General features: G+C 38.8%; 22 protein-coding genes. 20 read left to right on the top strand and 2 right to left on the bottom strand.

Going from position 1 to position 20,803, the window contains the following annotated elements:
* The first annotated feature begins 22 nt into the window (after window positions 1-22).
* The 3 genes from AXF17_RS08565 to AXF17_RS08550 all read left to right on the top strand — a co-directional run bounded on the left by AXF17_RS08565 (window position 23) and on the right by AXF17_RS08550 (window position 4,378).
* Window positions 23-1,408, top strand: coding sequence for a hypothetical protein (locus AXF17_RS08565; protein WP_094234650.1), 1,386 nt, complete (start codon window positions 23-25; stop codon window positions 1,406-1,408).
* Between the two features lie 577 nt (window positions 1,409-1,985).
* Window positions 1,986-3,296, top strand: a complete 1,311-nt coding sequence (locus AXF17_RS08555; RefSeq protein WP_094234648.1) for a M18 family aminopeptidase — start codon at window positions 1,986-1,988, stop codon at window positions 3,294-3,296.
* An 11-nt stretch (window positions 3,297-3,307) separates the two neighbouring features.
* Window positions 3,308-4,378 carry an ankyrin repeat domain-containing protein gene (locus AXF17_RS08550; protein ID WP_094234647.1) on the top strand — a complete coding sequence of 357 codons (1,071 nt, stop codon included), beginning with the start codon at window positions 3,308-3,310 and terminating at the stop codon, window positions 4,376-4,378.
* Between the two features lie 94 nt (window positions 4,379-4,472).
* Here the strand turns inward: AXF17_RS08550 and AXF17_RS08545 are convergent, their stop codons facing one another.
* Window positions 4,473-5,339: a DMT family transporter gene (locus AXF17_RS08545; RefSeq protein ID WP_094234646.1), complete on the bottom strand. Its 867-nt coding sequence runs from the start codon at window positions 5,337-5,339 to the stop codon at window positions 4,473-4,475.
* A 186-nt stretch (window positions 5,340-5,525) separates the two neighbouring features.
* Between AXF17_RS08545 and AXF17_RS08540 the strand changes: the two genes are divergently transcribed.
* Entirely contained in the window at window positions 5,526-6,101 is a 576-nt protein-coding gene (locus AXF17_RS08540) for an HD domain-containing protein (protein ID WP_094234645.1), read from the top strand.
* Window positions 6,102-6,165: 64 nt separating this feature from the next.
* Here AXF17_RS08540 and AXF17_RS08535 read toward each other — a convergent pair whose 3' ends face one another.
* Window positions 6,166-6,477, bottom strand: coding sequence for a YhbY family RNA-binding protein (locus AXF17_RS08535; protein WP_094234644.1), 312 nt, complete (start codon window positions 6,475-6,477; stop codon window positions 6,166-6,168).
* A gap of 98 nt (window positions 6,478-6,575) precedes the next feature.
* On the opposite strand from AXF17_RS08535, the gene AXF17_RS08530 reads away from it, so the two are divergent.
* The 16 genes from AXF17_RS08530 to AXF17_RS08455 all read left to right on the top strand — a co-directional run bounded on the left by AXF17_RS08530 (window position 6,576) and on the right by AXF17_RS08455 (window position 20,481).
* Window positions 6,576-6,893, top strand: coding sequence for a hypothetical protein (locus AXF17_RS08530; protein ID WP_094234643.1), 318 nt, complete (start codon window positions 6,576-6,578; stop codon window positions 6,891-6,893).
* Between the two features lie 45 nt (window positions 6,894-6,938).
* Window positions 6,939-7,232, top strand: coding sequence for a TIGR04197 family type VII secretion effector (locus AXF17_RS08525; RefSeq protein WP_094234642.1), 294 nt, complete (start codon window positions 6,939-6,941; stop codon window positions 7,230-7,232).
* 15 nt (window positions 7,233-7,247) lie between these two features.
* Window positions 7,248-7,568 carry a hypothetical protein gene (locus AXF17_RS08520; protein WP_094234641.1) on the top strand — a complete coding sequence of 107 codons (321 nt, stop codon included), beginning with the start codon at window positions 7,248-7,250 and terminating at the stop codon, window positions 7,566-7,568.
* 11 nt (window positions 7,569-7,579) lie between these two features.
* Window positions 7,580-12,775: a DUF6531 domain-containing protein gene (locus AXF17_RS08515; RefSeq protein WP_094234640.1), complete on the top strand. Its 5,196-nt coding sequence runs from the start codon at window positions 7,580-7,582 to the stop codon at window positions 12,773-12,775.
* A gap of 11 nt (window positions 12,776-12,786) precedes the next feature.
* On the top strand, window positions 12,787-13,341 hold the full coding sequence (locus tag AXF17_RS08510; RefSeq protein WP_094234639.1) for a DUF5104 domain-containing protein: 555 nt from the start codon (window positions 12,787-12,789) through the stop codon (window positions 13,339-13,341).
* Between the two features lie 33 nt (window positions 13,342-13,374).
* On the top strand, window positions 13,375-13,938 hold the full coding sequence (locus tag AXF17_RS08505) for a DUF5104 domain-containing protein (RefSeq protein ID WP_094234638.1): 564 nt from the start codon (window positions 13,375-13,377) through the stop codon (window positions 13,936-13,938).
* Between the two features lie 33 nt (window positions 13,939-13,971).
* Window positions 13,972-14,526 carry a DUF5104 domain-containing protein gene (locus AXF17_RS08500; protein WP_094234637.1) on the top strand — a complete coding sequence of 185 codons (555 nt, stop codon included), beginning with the start codon at window positions 13,972-13,974 and terminating at the stop codon, window positions 14,524-14,526.
* A 32-nt stretch (window positions 14,527-14,558) separates the two neighbouring features.
* On the top strand, window positions 14,559-15,104 hold the full coding sequence (locus AXF17_RS08495; protein WP_094234636.1) for a DUF5104 domain-containing protein: 546 nt from the start codon (window positions 14,559-14,561) through the stop codon (window positions 15,102-15,104).
* Window positions 15,105-15,124: 20 nt separating this feature from the next.
* Entirely contained in the window at window positions 15,125-15,685 is a 561-nt protein-coding gene (locus AXF17_RS08490; RefSeq protein WP_094234635.1) for a DUF5104 domain-containing protein, read from the top strand.
* Window positions 15,686-15,718: 33 nt separating this feature from the next.
* Window positions 15,719-16,282 carry a DUF5104 domain-containing protein gene (locus AXF17_RS08485; protein WP_094234634.1) on the top strand — a complete coding sequence of 188 codons (564 nt, stop codon included), beginning with the start codon at window positions 15,719-15,721 and terminating at the stop codon, window positions 16,280-16,282.
* Window positions 16,283-16,315: 33 nt separating this feature from the next.
* The gene (locus AXF17_RS08480; RefSeq protein WP_094234633.1) at window positions 16,316-16,861 is read left to right on the top strand and encodes a DUF5104 domain-containing protein; all 546 of its coding nucleotides are present in this window, start codon (window positions 16,316-16,318) and stop codon (window positions 16,859-16,861) included.
* A gap of 20 nt (window positions 16,862-16,881) precedes the next feature.
* The gene (locus AXF17_RS08475; RefSeq protein ID WP_094234632.1) at window positions 16,882-17,439 is read left to right on the top strand and encodes a DUF5104 domain-containing protein; all 558 of its coding nucleotides are present in this window, start codon (window positions 16,882-16,884) and stop codon (window positions 17,437-17,439) included.
* Between the two features lie 33 nt (window positions 17,440-17,472).
* The gene (locus AXF17_RS08470; RefSeq protein ID WP_094234631.1) at window positions 17,473-18,018 is read left to right on the top strand and encodes a DUF5104 domain-containing protein; all 546 of its coding nucleotides are present in this window, start codon (window positions 17,473-17,475) and stop codon (window positions 18,016-18,018) included.
* Window positions 18,019-18,038: 20 nt separating this feature from the next.
* Complete coding sequence (locus AXF17_RS08465) at window positions 18,039-18,593, top strand: DUF5104 domain-containing protein (protein WP_094234630.1); 555 nt, start codon at window positions 18,039-18,041, stop codon at window positions 18,591-18,593.
* A gap of 30 nt (window positions 18,594-18,623) precedes the next feature.
* Window positions 18,624-19,169, top strand: a complete 546-nt coding sequence (locus AXF17_RS08460) for a DUF5104 domain-containing protein (RefSeq protein WP_094234629.1) — start codon at window positions 18,624-18,626, stop codon at window positions 19,167-19,169.
* 136 nt (window positions 19,170-19,305) lie between these two features.
* The gene (locus tag AXF17_RS08455) at window positions 19,306-20,481 is read left to right on the top strand and encodes a DUF4317 domain-containing protein (RefSeq protein ID WP_157682610.1); all 1,176 of its coding nucleotides are present in this window, start codon (window positions 19,306-19,308) and stop codon (window positions 20,479-20,481) included.
* Window positions 20,482-20,803: the final 322 nt, after the last annotated feature.

Below are 20,803 nucleotides of genomic sequence, written 5' to 3'. Positions count from 1 at the left end.
TATTTTGGCTGAATAAGGTCTAATGGATATAAAAAAAGATAAAATCAATATACGGATCAACACAAATACAAATACAGATACAGATACGATAATGGATACTGAATATGGGTATATATTTCATTCAGAATTCTATGAAACCTTTATAAAAATATTTTTTTTGGTTGCTGCGATACTTGTAATTATTGTTGGGGTAAGTTTGTATCAAACCAACCCTATACAAAGTCAAAAGGTGGAGATAAGAGCTAAAATTGTTTTCGTTGAGACTGTTGTTTTATTATTATTTCTTTTACTAAGACGAAGTTATTTGGGATTTATTATCATAATCACCCCTAAAGGCATAATAATAAGAAAAGGTATATTTAGTAAGTTTTTTATTCTTGGAGAATACTATCAATATCTTCCTTGGGAAGATATTCAAGCTATAGTGAATATGGAGATAGAGGCCGGATTGTTTAAGCCGGAATACTATCTGTGTATTATCCTTGAAGAAAATGCTGCTACTTTATTTACAAGAAAAATCGTTATCCCGATGACTCTAATTGAAGTAGAATGCCGATCAGCTCTTGAAAATGCTATAAATGAGTATAAGCCAAACTTTATTGAAAAAAGCGAGACTCCAAAGTCGATTATATATAGCTACGTCAATACTGTAGAACAAACACATAAAGTAGCAAGCAATATTAAAACAAAAAGGCATACAAAAATTCAAAAACTTCGTGTTTTTTGGATTTTTGTTATCTTCATTTTTTTCGTATCAATACATGAAACAAAAATGTATCACAATGCAGATGATTCATTTTTCTTTATGCGTTATGATCTCGATATACTTAATTATTTTCCTGAAGATGATTTTGCTATGAAGTTTAATGTGCCAGAAAATTGGTTGGAGTGGAATATGAGATCTGAAGACAATATTCTAACCGGCACATATTATATAACACTCAAACCAAATAAGAAAAAGGATGATTTTTTTAATCACCAAGCAGAAGCAACGATATGTATGTGTGAAATAGATAATGACCTATATTCAGATTATAGTTCTCTAAATCTTGACGAATGGAGTTTGGTCAAAGAATCAACTGACACATATAATGTTAAATTAATGAATGAGAGTATTACATACCCTAAAAAAAATATTAAACAAACTCGAAGAGATTATCTTAAGTTGTTTTTATCTGAATATAATTCTGGTGATTATGAAGATGAATCTGTAAAACTGATGACAGAAATAATACTTGAATGTGAAGATAAAAAAATTTCAATGTTAATAGAAACCACTGAAAAACGGAATAAGTTTGGCAAGAGTTTAGAAGATGATAAAAATTTTGAAAACATGAAAAGGATGCATGAAAAAGTTATATCAGATGCACTTTTAGCAGCTGTTCTCGATAAACCGTCAAAATTATAGAAATAATAAAGTATTGCTAGTGTGAATACACTGGATATATAAGGGGGGGGAGTTTAATTGAATAGTAAAAAAGAAAATGTTGATAAAAAGATTGAACGTATTCACTGGAACTTAAAGTATAAACGAAAGTTTCTGCGAATATTATGGTTAATACCGGGCTATGTGTTCGCACTTTTTTTAATGGTAGTCACCGAGATGCAAGATGCTCACATATATTATTTTCTGATTTCATATGCCTTCAGTTTTATTGCGATTGTGTTATTATCTTATACATTCTTCAAATGGATATGTGGATCAAATGAAGAGGCTACAACACGCGAAAATGGCAAGTGTATAAAAAAATCTAGATTCAGATGATATGGGCTTTGAGAAAGTTAGGGAATCTAGAACAAATAATGCGCGTACCAAAACAAACTATGTAGGCGAAATCAGCGATATATCATGAAGAAGAAATAATAAGGCTGTGATATACTGCCTGCAATGGAATTGAATTAGAAATAGATTGCGCTATTCGGAAGGTGAGGGATATGTTGCACCAGCCGCTAGCGAGAAACACGGATAAATAAAGGGAGACTATATGACAGATTACAATAAGGGACTTATGTCGTTTCTGGATGAATCGCCGACTGCTTTTCATGCGGTTGCTAGTATAAAGAAAAAGCTTGTTGCGAACGGCTATTCCGAACTTGCGGAGTCAGAAAAGTGGGATTTGACCGAAGGAGGAAGGTACTTCGTCACGAGAAACGATTCGAGTATCATCGCATTTAGTGTGCCTCACTTTAACTTTACAGGATTCATGATTAGTGCTGCGCACTCGGATTCACCTGCATTTAAGGTTAAGGAGAATCCTGAAATTGTTGAAAATGGCTATGTAAAGCTTAATATCGAAGGATACAGAGGCATGCTCATGGCTTCGTGGCTCGATAGACCGCTGAGTGTTGCTGGCAGAGTGATTGTAAAAAGTGGCAATAGATACGAGGTGAAGCTCGTTAATGTAGATAGAGATTTGCTCATTATTCCAAACGTCGCAATTCACATGAACCGTGACGTTAACAAGAATCAGACGTGGAATGCGCAGGTCGATATGCTACCAATTCTAGGTTCTTCAGATGACACAAAGGGTTCATTTATGAGAATCGTGGCTGAAGCGGCCGAGGTTAATGAAGAAGAGATTATATCACACGACCTATTTATATATGCTCGTGATAAGGGCAAGGTCTGGGGCGGTAGTGACGAGTATATCTCGGCGCCACATCTCGACGATTTGCAGTGCGTGTATGGATGCCTCGAGGGATTCCTAGGTGCGAAGCCTTCAAGCAGTGTTCCTGTTCTGGCAGTTTTCGACAATGAAGAGACTGGCTCTCTCTCCAAGCAAGGTGCAGACTCTACATTTCTCGAAGACGTACTAAGGCGTATCTCTCTATCTTGTGGCAAGGATGAGGAGGGATATTACAGGTCAGTTTCGTCGAGCTTCATGGTTAGTGCAGACAATGCGCATGCACTGCATCCAAATCACCCTGAGAAGGCAGACCCTGTAAATAGGCCAGCGATTAACAAGGGTATTGTAATCAAGTTCAATGCGGCTCAGCACTACACGACAGATGCCGTGAGCTGTGCGGTTTACCGTGATATGTGCGAATCGAATGATATACCTGTACAGGTATTTACAAATAGGTCTGATTCGCGGGGAGGGAGCACCCTAGGTAACGTATCGAATGCGCATGTATCGATAAATACTGTCGATATAGGGCTGGCACAGCTGGCTATGCACTCGTGCTACGAAACAGCAGGTGCAAAGGATACCAAGCATCTTGCCTGTGCGATGACGATATTCTACTCAAAGACTTTTAGAACAGATAAATCAGGCACTTTTGAATTAGTGGACTAGGCGGAGGAAGTATGGCTAAGAAAAAGAGAAAGACACTACCTAGCGATTTCTATGAGATGATTCATAGAGGAGATATTGATGAACTAAAGGCGGTATTCGATAACTGTGAGATCACAGCTTATGCAGGTCGCTGCGATCTGAATACTGCTTTACATCACTACGGCGTTCCCGTTGAACTCGTTAGATGGCTAGTTACAGAAGGGCTCGATGTCAACACGTTAAATTCGTATGGACGCACGCCGCTTAATTTTCATGCTGGAAATAGTGCCGAGGTTATGAAAGTTCTATTTGAACTCGGCGGGGATGTCTCTAAAGCAGATAATTACGATAATACTCCGCTTCACAGTGCGGCATCAGGATACAGACCGGAGAATGTAAAGCTGCTAGTTGAACAAGGTGTGGATCTGGATGCTAAGAATAGGATATGGGAACGCACGCCACTTGAAGAGGCACTTGTATCTTGCCGAGGAATAGATATCGGAAGATGTGCTGAAGTGGCAGAGATTCTCGTGAATGCGGGAGCTAAAGTGACACCTGCTGTTAAGGATTATGTGAGGAAAATCGGCGAAGACACTGAGTTCCATAGGGAGGGTTTTCACGAGGACTATATCGAGGAGATAGATGCAGGGCTTGCCAAGCTATATAAGCTGTTTGACGTGGAACCTATAAAGAAGCGTAAGATTCACGACGGTGTATCTCCAATTATAGTTGAAGGCAGCGATTGGAAGGAGCAGTATGATAATCTCTGGGAGATGCTTATTCCATCTCATGGTGCGGCTAAGACTGTTCAGGGTGAAGTTATTAGAATTGCAGGGCGCGTTAGAGATGAAATGAACAGAAATGGCGGCTGCAACTGGAATCGAGATTATCGTATGATGCTCGATGATTTTGTAAAGCATGTCTCTACTGGTAAAGCACTATCTGAGGCGGAGCTTGAAGAGGTTAAGAGACTAGCTTCAAGCATAAGTCCTAGAGGTGATTTTGATGAAACCTTACTAGATAGGCTGTGCGAGCTGGCAACTAAGTGGGTGCTGCAGAATCCAGAACCTATTAAGCTGGAGGATCCGAAGTATAAGAGGTAGTGTTGCTCTACAAACATGCAAAGTGAAAATATTGAAAAAATGCCGCACTTCCCACTCGGGCAGCTGCGGCACACTTTTTATAAACTTATTTTCATTACTCGCTCTTCGACTTAAAGAAGATTATAGTAGAAGCCGTTATGATAATCGCATAGCCGATGAAACTGTAGATATCTGGAATCTCTCCAAACACTATGAATCCAAGCGAAGTCGTGAAGATAATCTGCGAATAATCATAGATTGAGATTTCCTTAGCTGGTGCATATCGGTATGCCCCAGTAATTGTGAACTGACCGCCAGCGGCGGCAAATCCGGCACCGAGAAGCATCATAAGCTGGTACATACTGATTGGCTCGTGGTATTTTAAGATAATCAGCGGCACCATGGCGAGGCAGCTGAATGCCGAGAAGCAGAAGACAATGACCGCCTTTTGTACGCCGTTTGAACCGAGCTTTCGCACCATGGTGTATGCAAGTCCAGCACCAACGCCACCGACAAGACCAGCAGCCATTCCTAGCGGATTTCCGGAGAAGCCCGGCTTGATTACGAACAGCGCACCGGTCATGGCGAGCATTAGGCAGAAAACCTGGTATCGCTTAGGAACCTCTTTGAGGAGGATGATCGAAAATATAATCGTTGCAAATGGCGAGAGTTTATTAAGCATGCTGGCATCGGCAACCATTATATGGCTCACCGCGTAGAAATTTCCGAGGATTCCGATAGTGCCTGCAGTTACTCGCACGAGCATCGGGATGTAGTTCTTACGCCCGATTACAAGCGGTTGCTTGTCCTTGATGAGTACGATTGCGGCGATTATTGCAGCGATTAGGTTTCTAAAAAAAGCTTTCTCAACAGCTGGCAAATCGCCCGCAAGCTTGACGAAAATTCCCATTAGCGCGAAGCAAAATGCCGAAGTGACTATCAGCAGGATGCCTTTGTTTTTGTTATGTATTGTTTTTCCCATTCTGTTTATTCCATTCTGTTCAAATATATTTATACACGTGTACTAGGGAGTGCACGGTAAGTGATTATGCAATTTAGATATCTACTATTCTATTGTATGTCATTAAATCAGTCAAATGCGATATATAGCCAATGCAAGTGCTTTGTGTTAGAATTCAAGTTAGTACATTTATAAAGGAGAAACAAAATGGGCGAGCATATTACGAGAGAGCAGGCTAATGAGCTGCTACACAAATATGTAAAGGGCGAGAACTACATCACGCATTCTTATGCAGTTGAAGCGATAATGCGAGGGCTTGCAAAGAAGCTTGCTCCTGATGAGATAGAGTTCTGGGGAAACTGCGGATTGCTGCATGACCTAGACGAGGAAACTGCTGATTGGCGTACAGATATGTCTACGCACGGACCTGTTTCGGCGCAGATTCTAAAGGATGAAGGCTACGATGAGCCGGTGATGGCACGGGCTATTTGTGCGCATAACCCGGAGTCGGGCGTTATTGCGAAGTCTACTCTTGAGATTGCACTTCTTGCCGCAGACCCAATGAGCGGTTTCTGCAAGGCTGTTGCACAGATTTACCCAGATAAGAAGATTGCGAGCGTTAAGCATAAGTCGGTAAATAAGAGATTTAAAGAGACGAGATTTGCAGCAGGCGCAAACAGACAGTACATGGCGGCTATCGAGGAAATCGGAGTTAGTTTCGATGATTTTATCGATATTTCGCTGGAGGCGATGCGCGAAATCGCTGACGAGATAGGACTGTAAATGTAAAAGCACTTAGCATCCAGAAATGGGCGTTAAGTGCTTTTTTTCAAGTAAAGTCAAATTATTATTTGTGAGGCGCCTTCGGCAGCTCGATTTTAACATTCTTAGGATTTCTCGCCCTTCTGTAGAGCACGAAGCGGCGGCCGATTGCAGCGACGAATTCAGCGTGGAGCATCTCTGCAAGTTCGCTGCACACCTCGGTCGGGTCGAGTAGTGAGCCCTCCTGAATCTGTCCTTTTACAAGCTCATTTGCCGTAAGGTTCTCGTCGATAGAGCGGATGATATTCTCCGTGAGATCCGCCTTGCCAATATATACTGTAGGCTCGATTTTCTGCGCGAGCCCTTTTAGATAACTTCTTTGTTTGCCTGTGAGCATGTGTTCTCCTTGATATTTCTGAAATGTATTATAGAATTAATTGTATGCACTATATTAACACAACAGTGAGCGCTAATCCATAAAGAGGTAGTAGAAACATGGCAGACGGAAGATGGGTTATGACGGAAAATGAGCTAAATAACGTAGTTTCCGGTTTTAAAGAAACGGATATCAAGGCTCTGCCAAATGCAGGTAAGAGCATTGCGGTAGACGTCCGAGGGGGCGTAGGCGATGCGTGTAGCCGAGAGATGAAGTATAATGAGATATGCGCATTTTGCGGATCGGACAAGATGCGTGTTGGATTTGGTAAATACGGTCAGGGCTTCGGCTGCCGCTCGTCCAAGTGCGAGTCATGCGGAGGCGTGACCGACTTCGTGTATAAGGATGAAGTGGGGAAGTTTTTTAGTAGGTTGTAAAGTAGGAATATTAGTATAAAATTAATCTAACAAGGAAGGAACATTATGTCAGATATACAAATTGTAAAAGGTGAAGTGGCGAATACCGCAGCTAAATTAAGTGCGGGATCCACTTTAGTAATGGTAGATGAGCTTCAGAGGGATGAAGAGTCGACAATAACTGCAGTCGCAAGTGCCCAGACCTTGTATGAAGATTTTTCCAAGGTAGTAAATCAGCTTAAAGAACAGATATCTGATGATTCTGCAAAGCTGTTTAAAACAGATTCACTATTTGCAAGGTGGGATTCAGGGACAGCGAGAAAGTTCGCAGGAAGACATAATCGCAAGTCTGTAAAGTAGAATAAGGGATTTATAATGAGTGTAGATGACAGAAGAGAACTTATAAACGCGAGAAAAAAGCTGGAAGAGCAACTAGAAGAGCTTGAAGCTGCAGAGAAAAAAATCAAATATAACGAAGATATTTTTAGTGAAACATATAGAAATATAAGGATTATTGAAGAACAGCGTGAAAAATATTCGCATGATAAGGAAATGGTGAATTTACTTGATGATGCATATCTAAGTATGAGAGATAGCGAGAGACTACTTGAAGAGATAGCGACCGAAATAAAAGAGTCTAAACAAAAAAGCAGAAACAGACTAGAAGATATTAATGAAGAGTTGAGCCGGAAATAGAGGGAGAATGTATGGGCGGAAGAGTCGTAAATCCTCATTGCATTAAAATGCAATGCGATAGCATGTTAAATGGAATTTCCAAGGTTATAGAAGCTACCGAGAATATCAATTCAACCATAGATAGCTTTGCCTCAAATGGGAATCTAAGCGGTAACTGGTATATACATGCTTGCACGCACATGATGGGAGTAAAAAAGATAGTACATGGACTATCTTCTCTTGCTGATATTGTCAAAACTGACTGCAATACATTGATAGATGCTGTAAGTGGTGAGATATTGCGAGAAGATGATATCAATGATGATATAAGAAAACATAAAAATATTATTGCAGGTATTGATGCTTCGCTACTTTTGTGTACGACTTTAATGTTATGTCAGCCAACTACAGGTGTTGCACTTAGTCAAACAATATATAATTTGAGACATTCTAAAGAAGTTGAGCTCAATGTAATAACTGTTCTAGAGAACAAGATTAAGAAAATAGATGAAATAGAAGCTACTACCAAAGATTTGTTTCTTGAAAATGGCAACTTGATTTCGCTAATGAAAACAGGGTTATCAGCATTAGCAACTTCAACAGCTAATGGCTTCAGTTTGCCGGCAAATCAGAAGTGGATGAAAGAAATCGATGAAGCTATCAATGTTGCAAAAGCTAAAGCACTAGAAAATGCAAAGGGCAAATATGATATAACTCATGCCTTTAGTAAAGATCCGGTAAACCTATCATCTGGTAATTTTATTTATGAAAAGGATGATCTAGTTATTGGTGGCAAGACACCTCTAGTGTTTGGGCGATTTTACAATTCGATAAATACATATAAAGGTGAGTTTGGAAATAGCTGGAATCATAGCTTCGAAGTAAAACTTTTTATTGAAAAAAGCACTGATGGCAAAGAAAAAGCTAAGATTATTAGAGAAGATGGTAGAGAAGAATCGTTTACCTTCATAGGAAATGAAGGCGTGGTAAATTTTGGTGCAAGTATTGGAAAGTTAAGCAAAACCAGTTCCGGATACATCTATGAGACTGAAGATTATACAAAGTACATCTTTAATTTCAAAGGTCAGTACATAAAAAGAAAAGATAAGAATCGTACAGCTATAGATCTATTATATGAGGACGGACTGCTCGTGAGCATTAAAAAGTCTTCGGGTGAGGGATATACGCTTGAGTATAATGATCATCAGATGATAGATATCGTAACTGACCACACAGGACGTACAGTTAAATATGAATATGAAAAAGGTACGCTTTCAAAAGTAATAATGCCAAATGGAGGAGCGTATAAGTATTTATACGACTCACGTGGCTATCTGTCTGAGATTGTTAACGCAGATAATGTAAGTACAATCACAAATAAATATGATTCATATGGAAGAGTCTTAAGCCAGACATTTCCGGATCAGAGCTTTATGTCCTATAGGTACGATGATGAAAGTGGAAGGACTGTACAAACTGAACGCAACGGTGCAGTAAGCTATCACTATAACGATAGTCGGCTGAGAACTATAAAAAATGTGTATAGCGGTGCGGAGGAGCGATTTAGCTATAACAGTAGAGATAAAAGGACTGCCGAGATTGATAAAAATGGCGGAAAAAGAGAGTTTCTGTACAATGAAAATGGTAATGTAACAAAAACAATAGATGCTGTTGGAACAGAAACAATAATAGAGTATGACAGCAAAGGAAGGCCTGAAAAGCTCATCGTTGACGGTAAACTTAAAGTTAAAAACAGATATAGTATATTTGGAGAAACGCCAATTGCTATTGAAGATGGAATTGGCAGAAAGACGCTCTTTAGACACGATAAGAATGGCAATGTGTGTGAGATTATTAATGCTGAAGGAAGCATTACATCATTCAGCTTTGATGAACGAGATAATATAGTTGAAGTTTGTGATGAAAGAGGCGGAAAGCAAACTTATACATGGGATGCCCTCAATAGACTTTCAAGCACAGCAGATGCTAACGGTAATACAAGGCAAATTACATACGATGATGAGAGTAACATTACTGCAGTAATTCAGCCGGATAAGAGCAACATAACTTTTGAATATGACAAAGCAGGCAGAATGATTAAGGAAACTGCTCCGAATGGTGCGGAAACAACATATAAATATAACTGCCTTGGTTTTCCATCCGAAAAAACAGATCCACTCGGTAGAATCACAACATATACATATGATGAAATGTGGAACCTCAAGGAAGAGATACTTCCTAATGGAGGATGCATTTCTTATGAATATGATAAGAATAATAGGCTGATTCTGCAGGTTGACCCTGAAGGTGGAAGACGGACCTATGTGTATGATGGCATGGGCAACCTTGTCATGGAGACAGATGAGGTTGGAAATGTAACGGAATATGAATATAACGGAATAAATAGACTCACTAGTGCGAGATATCCGGATGGAGCTGAAGAACATTTCTACTATGATGGTTCAGAAAACATAATCAAATATACGGACAGAGGCGGAAATGATTATTCATTTATATATGATGCAGCAGATCAGCTAATAGAAGAGATCGACCCTATTGGGAATAGCAAAAAGTATGAGTATACGCCAATCGGCAGGATAGCATCACGAACTGACGGTTCAGGGTGTACTACCAAGTATAAGTATTATCCAGGTGGCGTTTTGAAATGCATAATTCATCCAGATGGGGCGACGGAGGACTTCGTTGTTGATCCTGCAGGTAATATCACAGAATATTCTGATGTGAACAATTACAAGAGGTTTTATAAGTACGACTGCATAAATAGGCTTATTGAAGTCAAGGGTGAAAATGGGGAGAGAATAGCATACACCTATGATGCCATGAATAACGTAACGTCTAAGACAAATGCAGACGGAGGAGCGTCATTTTACGAATACTCTCTTTCGGGCATGCTCATTAAGGTTACAGATGAGCTCGGCAACGAAGTAGAGTACGATTATGATGCCATGGATCAAATTACTGAAGTGCGCCGTATATCAAAGGGAGAAAACGCATCTCATGTAATGAAGTATGTAAGAGATTTGATGGGAAGGGTGACAAAGTCCATTAATCCGCTCGGAGATATTGCGTCTTTTAATTATGATGCAAAAGGTAGGCTAATAGAAAAAACTGATAGAGACGGATTTGTAACTAAAACCACGTATAACTCGCTCGATAAAATAACAGAAATTCTCTATGCGGATGGAAGCTTTGCAAGGTTCGCATATGATTTGCTTGGAAAAATCAATAAAACAGAAACCACAAATGGTTCAACATTAATCGAACATGATAGCATGGGGAGAATGATAAAGGAAACGTATTCGGATGGTCAAACTACAGGCTATGTGTATGGTAAATCTGGCGAGAGGACAAGTATTACTTATCCTGATGGGGCTACAGTATATTATAGATATGATAATAAGCACAGACTTTCTGAAGTTGTGGATGAGGGAAGCTCCATCTTATATCATTACGATGAACTAAACAGGCTAGCAAGGCGTACTATGCCTAATGGCAGTAGCACATCATATGAGTACGATAATATCGGCAGGCTGCAAATGCTAACACATTCTAGTGATAATGAAGTCATAGATAGACAACGTTACGAATACGATATAAGAGGCAATATATCGTGTATTGAAAAGGAGAGAAACGGGTTTAGTGAACATAGCGGCTCATTTAACTACAAATATGATGCCATCGGCAGACTGATAGAGGTGACGAGAGAGTCGAAAGCACTTAGGGAATATCAGTATGATGCTTTTGGTAACAGAACCAAGAAGATTGTAGGTGGCAGTGAAACCACTTATTCATATAATGAAGCAGATCAGCTTGTGACAAAGACCGAAGGCGCATCAAAAACACTATACAGGTACGATAGACGAGGAAACATCACTGGCGTGATTGTTGATGGCATCTTAGCAAAGAATTTTGTATACGGTGCAGCAAATAGACTTGATAAAGCAATCGACAGCAACGGTCTCGTGTCCGAATACATATATGATGCAGCAGGTCAGAGGGTAAAGGAGATTATCGATAGCGTAGAAAGCGAATATATAGTTGACCACTCCAAAGAACATAGCAATCTGATTCAGAAGAAGAGAAATGACATCAGCCAGCGGTTTATATGGGAAGATTCAATCCCATTAGCTATGAAAGGCGAAGAAGATTATTATTACCTAGCTGATATACAGGGAACGCCAATGCGCCTCGTGGGTGCTGATAGTGCAATTATCGAGAGCTATGCGTATGATGAATTCGGCAACGAGCTAAATGGCATGGATAGAGAAAGCATACAGCCATTTACCTATACAGGTTACCGCAAAGATGTAGTGAGTGAAACGTACTTTGCACAAGCAAGAGAGTATATGCCTGATGCAGGAAGATTTGCAGGTGAAGATATCGTTAGTGGCAGTATCACTAAGCCTCTCGCGATGAATCCATACAATTACTGCCTTGCGTCGCCGCTAATAATGGTTGATAGAAATGGAGCATTCCCAAGCGTAGAAACTGTAGTGGATGGTACATTCGATTTCCTTGGAGGAACTGGAATCTTACAGGGCAACCCAGAGGGCAGGAACTGGTTATTATCTAAATCACGAGAACTAGCAGAGACTCCAATTCCAGGATTTTCATCGACAAATGCAAGTGACTACGCAGCGGCCTTATCCAAATCAAGGATAGGAGAACAGGCTATAGGCGTAACCCTTAATATGGATAGGGACTCTAATGGTGTATATCACGCTAGGCGAAACTGTATACAAGCTATGGGTGGTTACAATGACACTTATGACTATGTGTTTAAGTCGTTTACGTCTGCAGGTATAAATAAATTCGATTTTGTTAGTGATGGTAAAAAGTATACAATCTGGATGTGGAAAGGTGATTACTATGGTCTAGGAGCCGGTGCTGAAACAGGAATATACAGAGGCAGCGGCTACCACAAACTCACATACCAAGATAGCAAACTCATAATGAAGCTCTCTCTCTATGACAAGTTTGGAAGGCAGATAATGAATTACGAACCTGGTAATCCACAGTGGTGGATAACAGGATTCAATCCTGAATATCAAGATGTTAATTATAAAAATCTTAGAGTTGAGGGAATGATCGACTTTAGTAAAGAGCCTGAACTTTGGGATGCATTTATAAAAGAGTATGGATATGACGCGCTACGATTAGGTATTTGTGTAGACGAGAAAAATAAAACTATTTATTACAGGTGGTAAAGAGGTGTGCAATGAAGAAAATAATGTGTGTTATGATGTGTCTGCTCATGATTATATCGACAATATTCTGTCTTGGAGGTTGTAAAAGCAGAACAGATGAGATGGTTGACTTGGAGACTTATACAACTAAACAGATGAATAAAACTAAAAAGCAGGTCATCACGTGCATAAATGAACAGGACAAGGAAGGTCTCAAGAAGCTTTTCTCGAAGGATGCACAAAAACATATTGAGGATTTAGATGGGAAACTTGACCAGCTTATAGGGGCTTTTAACGGAAATAAAATTAAAAGTGCAAAAGGTCTTAGTCCCGCATTTGAGGGGTCAGCAGATGCACATCCATTGCATATCTACGGCAAGTACCATCTCACACTAAATAGTGAAGGGAAGTCTATACTATATATTAGTCTTTGTAAAAATGATGATGATCCAGATAAAGAAGGGGTGTTTCAAATAGAATTGAGAGTATTCTCTAGAGAAGAAACGCCTAAAGATTTTAACGGTGGTCCATACAAAGATGATTACGGAATATTCATTTATACTCTTCAAAATTACCCAAAGGAATAAATGTTGTTTACTTGCTGAGCGAGGTGCGGTGCAATGAGAAAATTAACATGTGCATTATTATGCCTACTAATGATTTTATCAACAGCATTCTGCCTTGCCGGCTGCAAAAGTCGTGAACAAAGACTAAACGAAGAAACTGCATATGAAGAAACACAAATGAAAGCTGTTAGGGAAAAGGTTATTAGATGTATAAAAAAGGATGATAAAGAAGGGCTAAAGAAGCTTTTCTCAAAGAGTGCACAAAAGGATATCGAAGATTTAGATGGTAAGATAGATGAATTGCTCGAAGCATTTAAAGGTAAGTCAATAGTGTCTGTAAAAAGTGAATCTGCTGGTTCTAGCAGGACGAACGATTATGGTAAGAAATCAATAATAATATATGGAGATTATACCCTTAAACTTAGTACCAAAGGAAAGTGCACAATTTTTATAAGCTTCTGCGACAAGAATGATGAAAATTCAGATGATAAAGGTGTGTTCCAAATGGAATTAAGAATGTTTTCTAAAGAAGAAACTCCAAAAGATTTTAGTGGGGGTGCATATCAAGATGACCACGGTATATTCATTTATACTCTTCAAAACTATCCAAAGAAATAAATGTTGTTTACTAGTTGAACGAGGTGCGGTGCAATGAGAAAATTAACATGCACATTACTATGCCTGCTAATGATTTTATCAACAACATTATGCCTAACAGGTTGCAAAAGCAGAACAGATGAAATGGCAGATCAAGAGATTTATACAGAAAAACAGATGAACAAGATGAAAAATAAAGTCATCAAGTGTATAAATGAACAAGACAAGGAGGGTCTCAAGAAGCTTTTCTCGAAGGATGCACAAAAACATATAGAGGATTTAGATGGGAAACTTGACCAGCTTATAGGTGCTTTCAATGGGAATAAAATAGAAAGTGCAAAAGGCCTTAGTCCAGCATTTGAGGGTTCTGCAGATGCACAACCCCTGCATATCTATGGTAAATACCATCTTAAACTAAAAAGTGGTGATAAGTATATAATACTTATCGACATATGCGATATAGATGATGAGAATAAGGAGAAAGAGGGCATATTTCAATTAGATTTATTGACCTTCTCAAAAGATGAGGTGCCAGAAGATTTCCATATGGATGGCAGTGAGGATGACTATGGTATATTCATCTATAACAAAGATGGAACTGAGCAATAATAAGTAAGTTAGCTGATTGATTGGAGGATACAATGAAAAAATCAACACTTGCTATACTATGCCTACTAATGATTTTATCAACTGCGTTCTGTCTTGCTGGCTGCAAAAGCAGAACAGATGAAATGGGAGAACAGTCTGTGTATGCAGAAAAGCAAATGAAATCGGTTAATAAGAAAATTGTAAAATGTATAAATAATAAGGATGAGAAAGGATTAAAATCGTTATTCTCAAAGAATGCACAGAAAGAGTCAGAAGAAATGGACAATAGGATAAGTGAGCTGATAAGTGCATTTAACGGTGCAAAAATTAAAAGTGTTGAAGGGAAAGAGCCAGGGTTTAGTGGTGATTCTAACACACAACCTATTAATATTTATGGCAGCTATACATTTAACCTAAGTAATGGTGAAAAATATGTTATGTGGATAGATTTTTGTTCTATGGATGATGAGAATAAAGAGAATGTCGGGCTGTATATGATAGAGATGATAGATTGTACTAAAGATAAACTACCAAGTGATTTTAAGTGGGATGGAATTAATAACGATAAACCTGGTGTATTTATACACCATATCAAGTAATTAATAGTAGTGGTTATAAAATGAAGAAACTGATAAGTGTTGTAATGTGTCTATTGATAATTTTATCAATAGCATTCTGCCTAACAGCCTGCAAAAGCAGAACTGATGAAATGACTGACTTGGAGACTTATACAACTAAACAGATGACTAAAACGAAAAAGCAGGTAATCATCAGGTGCATAAATGAACAGGACAAGGAAGGTCTCAAGAAGCTTTTCTCAAAGGATGCACAAAAACACATAGAGGATTTAGATGGTAAACTTGACCAGCTTATAGGTGCTTTTAACGGAAATAAAATTGAAAGTGCAAAAGGAGAGGGTTCTGGATTTGAAGGGTCGGTAAGCACACAACCAATACATATATATGAAGATTATAATATTACACTCAACAATGGAGATGAGTATACATTGTTTGTTAGTTTTTGTGACAAGAATGACAATGAGCCAGAGAAAGTTGGTTTGATTCAGATTGAGTTAAGAACCTTTTCCAGTGAAAAAACTCCCAAAGATTTTAGTGGTGGTACATATAGAGATGACTACGGAATATTCATTTACACTCTTCAAAATTACCCAAAGAAATAAAAGTTGTTTACTTGCTGAACGAGGTGCGGTGCAATGAGAAAATTAACATGTGCATTACTATGCCTGCTAATGATTATATCAGCTGTGTTCTGTCTTGAAGGCTGTAAAAGTCGTGAACAAAGGCTAAGCGAAGAAACTGCATATGAAGATGCACAGATGAATGCAATGAATAAAAAAGTCGTTAAATGCATTAATGAACAAGATAAAGAAGGTCTCAAGAAGCTTTTCTCGAAGGACGTACAAAAACACATAGAAGATTTAGATGGTAAGATAGATGAAATGCTCGAAGCATTTAAAGGTGAGTCAATAGTTTCTGTAAAAAGTGAACCTGTTGATTCAAGTAGGACGTATGATTATGGAAAGAAATCAATAACAATATATGGAGATTATGAGCTTAACCTTGATAATGGAAAAAAGTACATATTACTTATAAGTTATTGTGATACGGATGATGAGAATAAAAGTAGTGTTGGAATTTTTAAGTTAACATTGCTTACTTTTTCTAATGAAATGTTACCTGAAGATTTTCGAATGGGCAGTAGCGTAGATGACCACGGTATATTCATTTATACTCTTCAAAACTATCCAAAGAAATAAATGTTGTTTACTAGCTGAACGAGGTGTGGTGTAATGAGAAAATTAACATGTGCATTACTATGCCTGCTAATGATTTTATCAACTGTGTTCTGTCTTGAAGGCTGCAAAAGTCGTGAACAACGGCTAAGCGAAGAAACTGCATATGAAGATGCACAGATGAAAGCGATGAATAAAAAAGTCGTTAAATGCATTAATGAAAAAGATAAAGAAGGGCTCAAGAAGCTTTTCTCAAAGATTGCACAAAAGGATATCGAAGATTTAGATGGTAAGATAGATGAACTTTTTAATGTATTTGATGGAAAAGTAATCAAAAGTGTACGAGTAAGTTCTAAAGTAACGGATGGTTCTGTTAATGTCCAACCTTTTAGTATTATTGGGAAATGCACATTTTCTCTAAACAGCAAAAGGCAATATATTGGATACATAGATTTTTGTGATAAGGATGATAACAACAAAGATAATGTAGGTCTTTATATGATTGAAGTATGCACGTGCTCACGTGAAGAATTGCCTGAAGAATTTACTTGGGAAGGTGTTAATAGTGGAAAATCCGGTATATTCATCCACTATATCAATTAATCTATAATAGCGGTGACAAAATGAAGAAACTGATAAGTGTTGGACTGTGTCTATTGATGATTCTAACAACAGCATTCTGCCTAACAGCCTGCAAAAGTAGAACAGATGAAATGGCAGATCAAGAGATTTATACAGAAAAACAGATGAACAAGATGAAAAATAAAGTCATCAAGTGCATAAACGAGCAGGATAAGGAAGGTCTCAAGAAGCTTTTTTCGAAGGATGCACAAAAACACATAGAGGATTTAGATGGGAAACTTGACCAGCTTATAGGGGCTTTTAACGGAAATAAAATTAAAAGTGCAAAAGGTCTTAGTCCAGCATTTGAAGGAGCTGCAGATGCGCAACCTCTGCACATTTACGGAGACTACGACTTAAAACTTAGTAATGGTGAGAAATATGAAATACTTATAAATATATGTGATATAGATAATGAGAACAAAGAAAAAGAAGGACTATTTCAAATAGTACTTATGACCTTTTCAAGTGATGACTCGCCAGAAGATTTTTACATTGAAATTAACGACGACGACTACGGGATATTTGTTTATACCCTGCAAAACTATTCAAAGGAATAAATATCATCTGCTAGTCGAACGAGGTGACTTAAAATGAAAAAATCAATAAGTGCCATACTGTGCCTATCGTTAATTTTATCAACAGCATTCAGCCTTGCTGGCTGCAAAAGCAGAACAGATGAAATGGCAGAACAGTCTGTGTATGCAGAAAAGCAAATGAAATCGGTTAATAGGAAAATTGTAAAATGTATAAATAATAAGGATGAGAAAGGGTTAAAATCGCTATTCTCAAAGAATGCACAAGAAGAGTCAGAAGAAATAGATGGCAAGATTAATAATCTGATAAACATATTTGATGGTGTAAAAATTAAAAGCATTGATGGTGAAGAGCCAGGATTTAGTGGCGATTCTAACACACAACCTATTAATATTTACGGTAGCTACACGATTAATCTAAACAATGGTGAGAAGTATGTGATGTGGGTGCAGTTTTGCTCTATGGATGATGAGAATAAAGAGAATGTTGGACTTTATATGATAGAGATGATAACCTGCACCGAGGATAAGCTTCCAAGTGGCTTTAAGTGGGATGGTGTTAATAGTGGAAAACCCGGCATATTCATCCACTACATCAATTAATCTATAATAGCGGTGACAAAATGAAGAAACTGATAAGTGTTGTAATGTGTCTATTGATAATTTTATCAACGACATTCTGTCTAACTGGCTGCAAAAGCAGAACAGATGAAATGGTTGACTTGGAGACTTATACAACTAAACAAATGAATAAAACGAAAAAGCAAGTCATCAAGTGCATAAATGAACAGGATAAGGAAGGGCTCAAGAAGCTTTTCTCGAAGGATGCACAAAAAAATATAGAGGATTTAGATGATAAACTTGACCAGCTTATAGGTGCTTTCAATGGGAATAAAATAGAAAGTGCAAAAGGAAGTGGAACAGATTTTGAGGGATCCGCAGATGCTCAACCACTGCATATCTATGGGGATTATACTCTCAAACTCAGTAATGGAAAAGAGTATTCTATGTTTATTAGCTTTTGCGACAAGAATGATAAAAGCCAAGATAAGGCAGGGTTGATTCAAATAGATTTGAGGGCATTTTCTAAGGAAGAAACGCCAAAAGGTTTTCACGGAGGTGTGTATAAAGATGATTACGCTATGTCTGTACATACTTTAGAAAATGCTACGCAATAACAGCATGCTGATTTACATTGGGAGGATACAATGAAAAAATCAATAAGTGCCATACTGTGTCTACTATTGATTTTATCAATAGCATTCGGCTTTGTTGGATGCAAAAGCCGTGAACAAAGGCTAAATGAAGAGACCGCATATGAAGATGCGCAGATGAAAGCGATGAATAAAAAAGTCGTTAAATGCATTAATGAAAAAGATAAAGAAGGTCTCAAGAAGCTTTTTTCAAAGGGTGCACAAAAAGATATTGAAGATTTAGATGGCAAGATAGATGAGCTTATACATGTATTTAAAAGTAATAAAATACTGGGTACGAAGAATGATGCCCACGTAACATCAGGCTCTCCAGAATCTCAGCCATTAAATATTACTGCGAATTACATCTTTAAATTAGATAATGGAAAACAATATGTAGGGTGGGTTAGCTTTTGTGCCATAGATGATAAAAATAAGGAGAATGTGGGACTAAAGCTAATAGAGATATGTAACTGTTCACCAAAAGAATTGCCAGAAAATCATATGTGGGATGGAATTAATAGTGGAAAACCAGGTATATTCATCCACTATATAAATTAAACTATAGTAGGGGGGCAAATTAAGAAATATCTAAAGACGTCTAAAAGAATATAAACGTATACGATTACAGAATATTCATTTATTGCAAATGTATACTTTGCAACAATAAACATAAATATTGTGAATGGGAGACAAGATGAATCGCAAGGAAATTAGAGAAATTAAGAAGAGATTTAGTCCAGATATGAATAATTTTGGGCATATTTACGGTTGCTACGTCAATGCTGCGCGAGAGGTTATTACGTACATGGATTCGCCGACGATGCTCATGGAAAATGAAGAGCGTGAGATGTACATGAAGACTCTAAAGAAGGTGCTGTCTGGTGCGCTAGGCAGAAATCTACTAGATGTTGAGTTCTCAACGGCTCAGGTCGAGGATAGCGATGAGCATAGGCTGCTTCAGACGCTCAGAACCTCACACCTCAGCAACGAGACTATGCGCAAGATTCTGTTCCAGAGAATTATCGATAGCGTGGACATGGGTGATACCGGCTATGCTATTTTGCTTGCTGCTGATGCCTATGATGTGCCATATAAGGATAGCGGTAGTGACGAGTGGTCAGAAGAGTCGACGGATCAGTTCGAGTATTTCGTTTGCTGTCTGTGTCCTGTAAAAGACCCGAAGGGTGCACTCAGATACCTTGCCGAGGAGAAGAATTTCCGTGGAGTGTCGACTGGTAGCATCCTCGGTGCACCAGATATGGGCTTCATGTTCCCGACCTTCGATGATAGGATGACTAACATATATCAGGCGCTCTACTATACGAGGAGTTCGGCTGACGTTCATAGCGATTTTCTCAAGGCGGTGTTCAACCTAGACAAGCTGCCGATGGCTGCGAATACTCAAAAGAACGCATTTGACAGTGCACTGGCCGATTCGCTCAAAGATGAGTGTGACATCGATGTTGTGAAGGCACTTCATAGCCAGATAGGGGAGAAAATCGATATCCTTAAGGAAGTTAAGTCCGATGAGGCACCGGAGATTCACATCAATGAGCTCGAGGAAATTCTCATGAAGAGCGGAACCTCTGACGAGGCAATCGAGAAGTTCCATGATACGTGTAAACAGTACTTTGAAGGGGAAGAGTTCTTCAACCCAGAGAACCTAATTAATCGCAAGCAGTTCAAGATTGAAACACCTGAGGCGAATATCAGTGTGGATCCAGAGCATGCCTTTGGAATAAAGACTGAGGTTATAGATGGACGCAGCTATCTGATGATTCCAATCAGCGAGGGCATCACTGTGAATGGTGTGGATGTGAGCCTGCCTGATGCTGGAGAAGGCGAAATTTCGGAAGGCGAAGAGGCGTAAATGCCGATGTGATGGATTATCATTGAGAGAGCTACAATAAAGGAAATGAAAACAGAGAGCTTAGACCGTGGGGCTAGCTCTCTGTTGTGTTTGTGGTGTGCCGGGCATGGCACAGTTCTTACTGGTGAGAGTCCAGTCACGGGTATTTACCGCCAAGTGTAGCGAACCGCAAGCGGAAAGCAGTAATGCTCAAGTGAAGGAAGCGGTGTAGCAAAGCCATCGAGCCTACGAACAGAAACCGGATACAAGGCTAAACGGTGGGTGAGGTTGCTACACAAACCGAAGCCCAAAAGGTAAACGTATCACCGAGACAGTAAATCCG

Source organism: Mogibacterium pumilum, from assembly GCF_002243385.1.
GTDB lineage: Bacteria > Bacillota > Clostridia > Peptostreptococcales > Anaerovoracaceae > Mogibacterium > Mogibacterium pumilum.
This window is presented reverse-complemented; position numbering and strand designations above follow the sequence as displayed.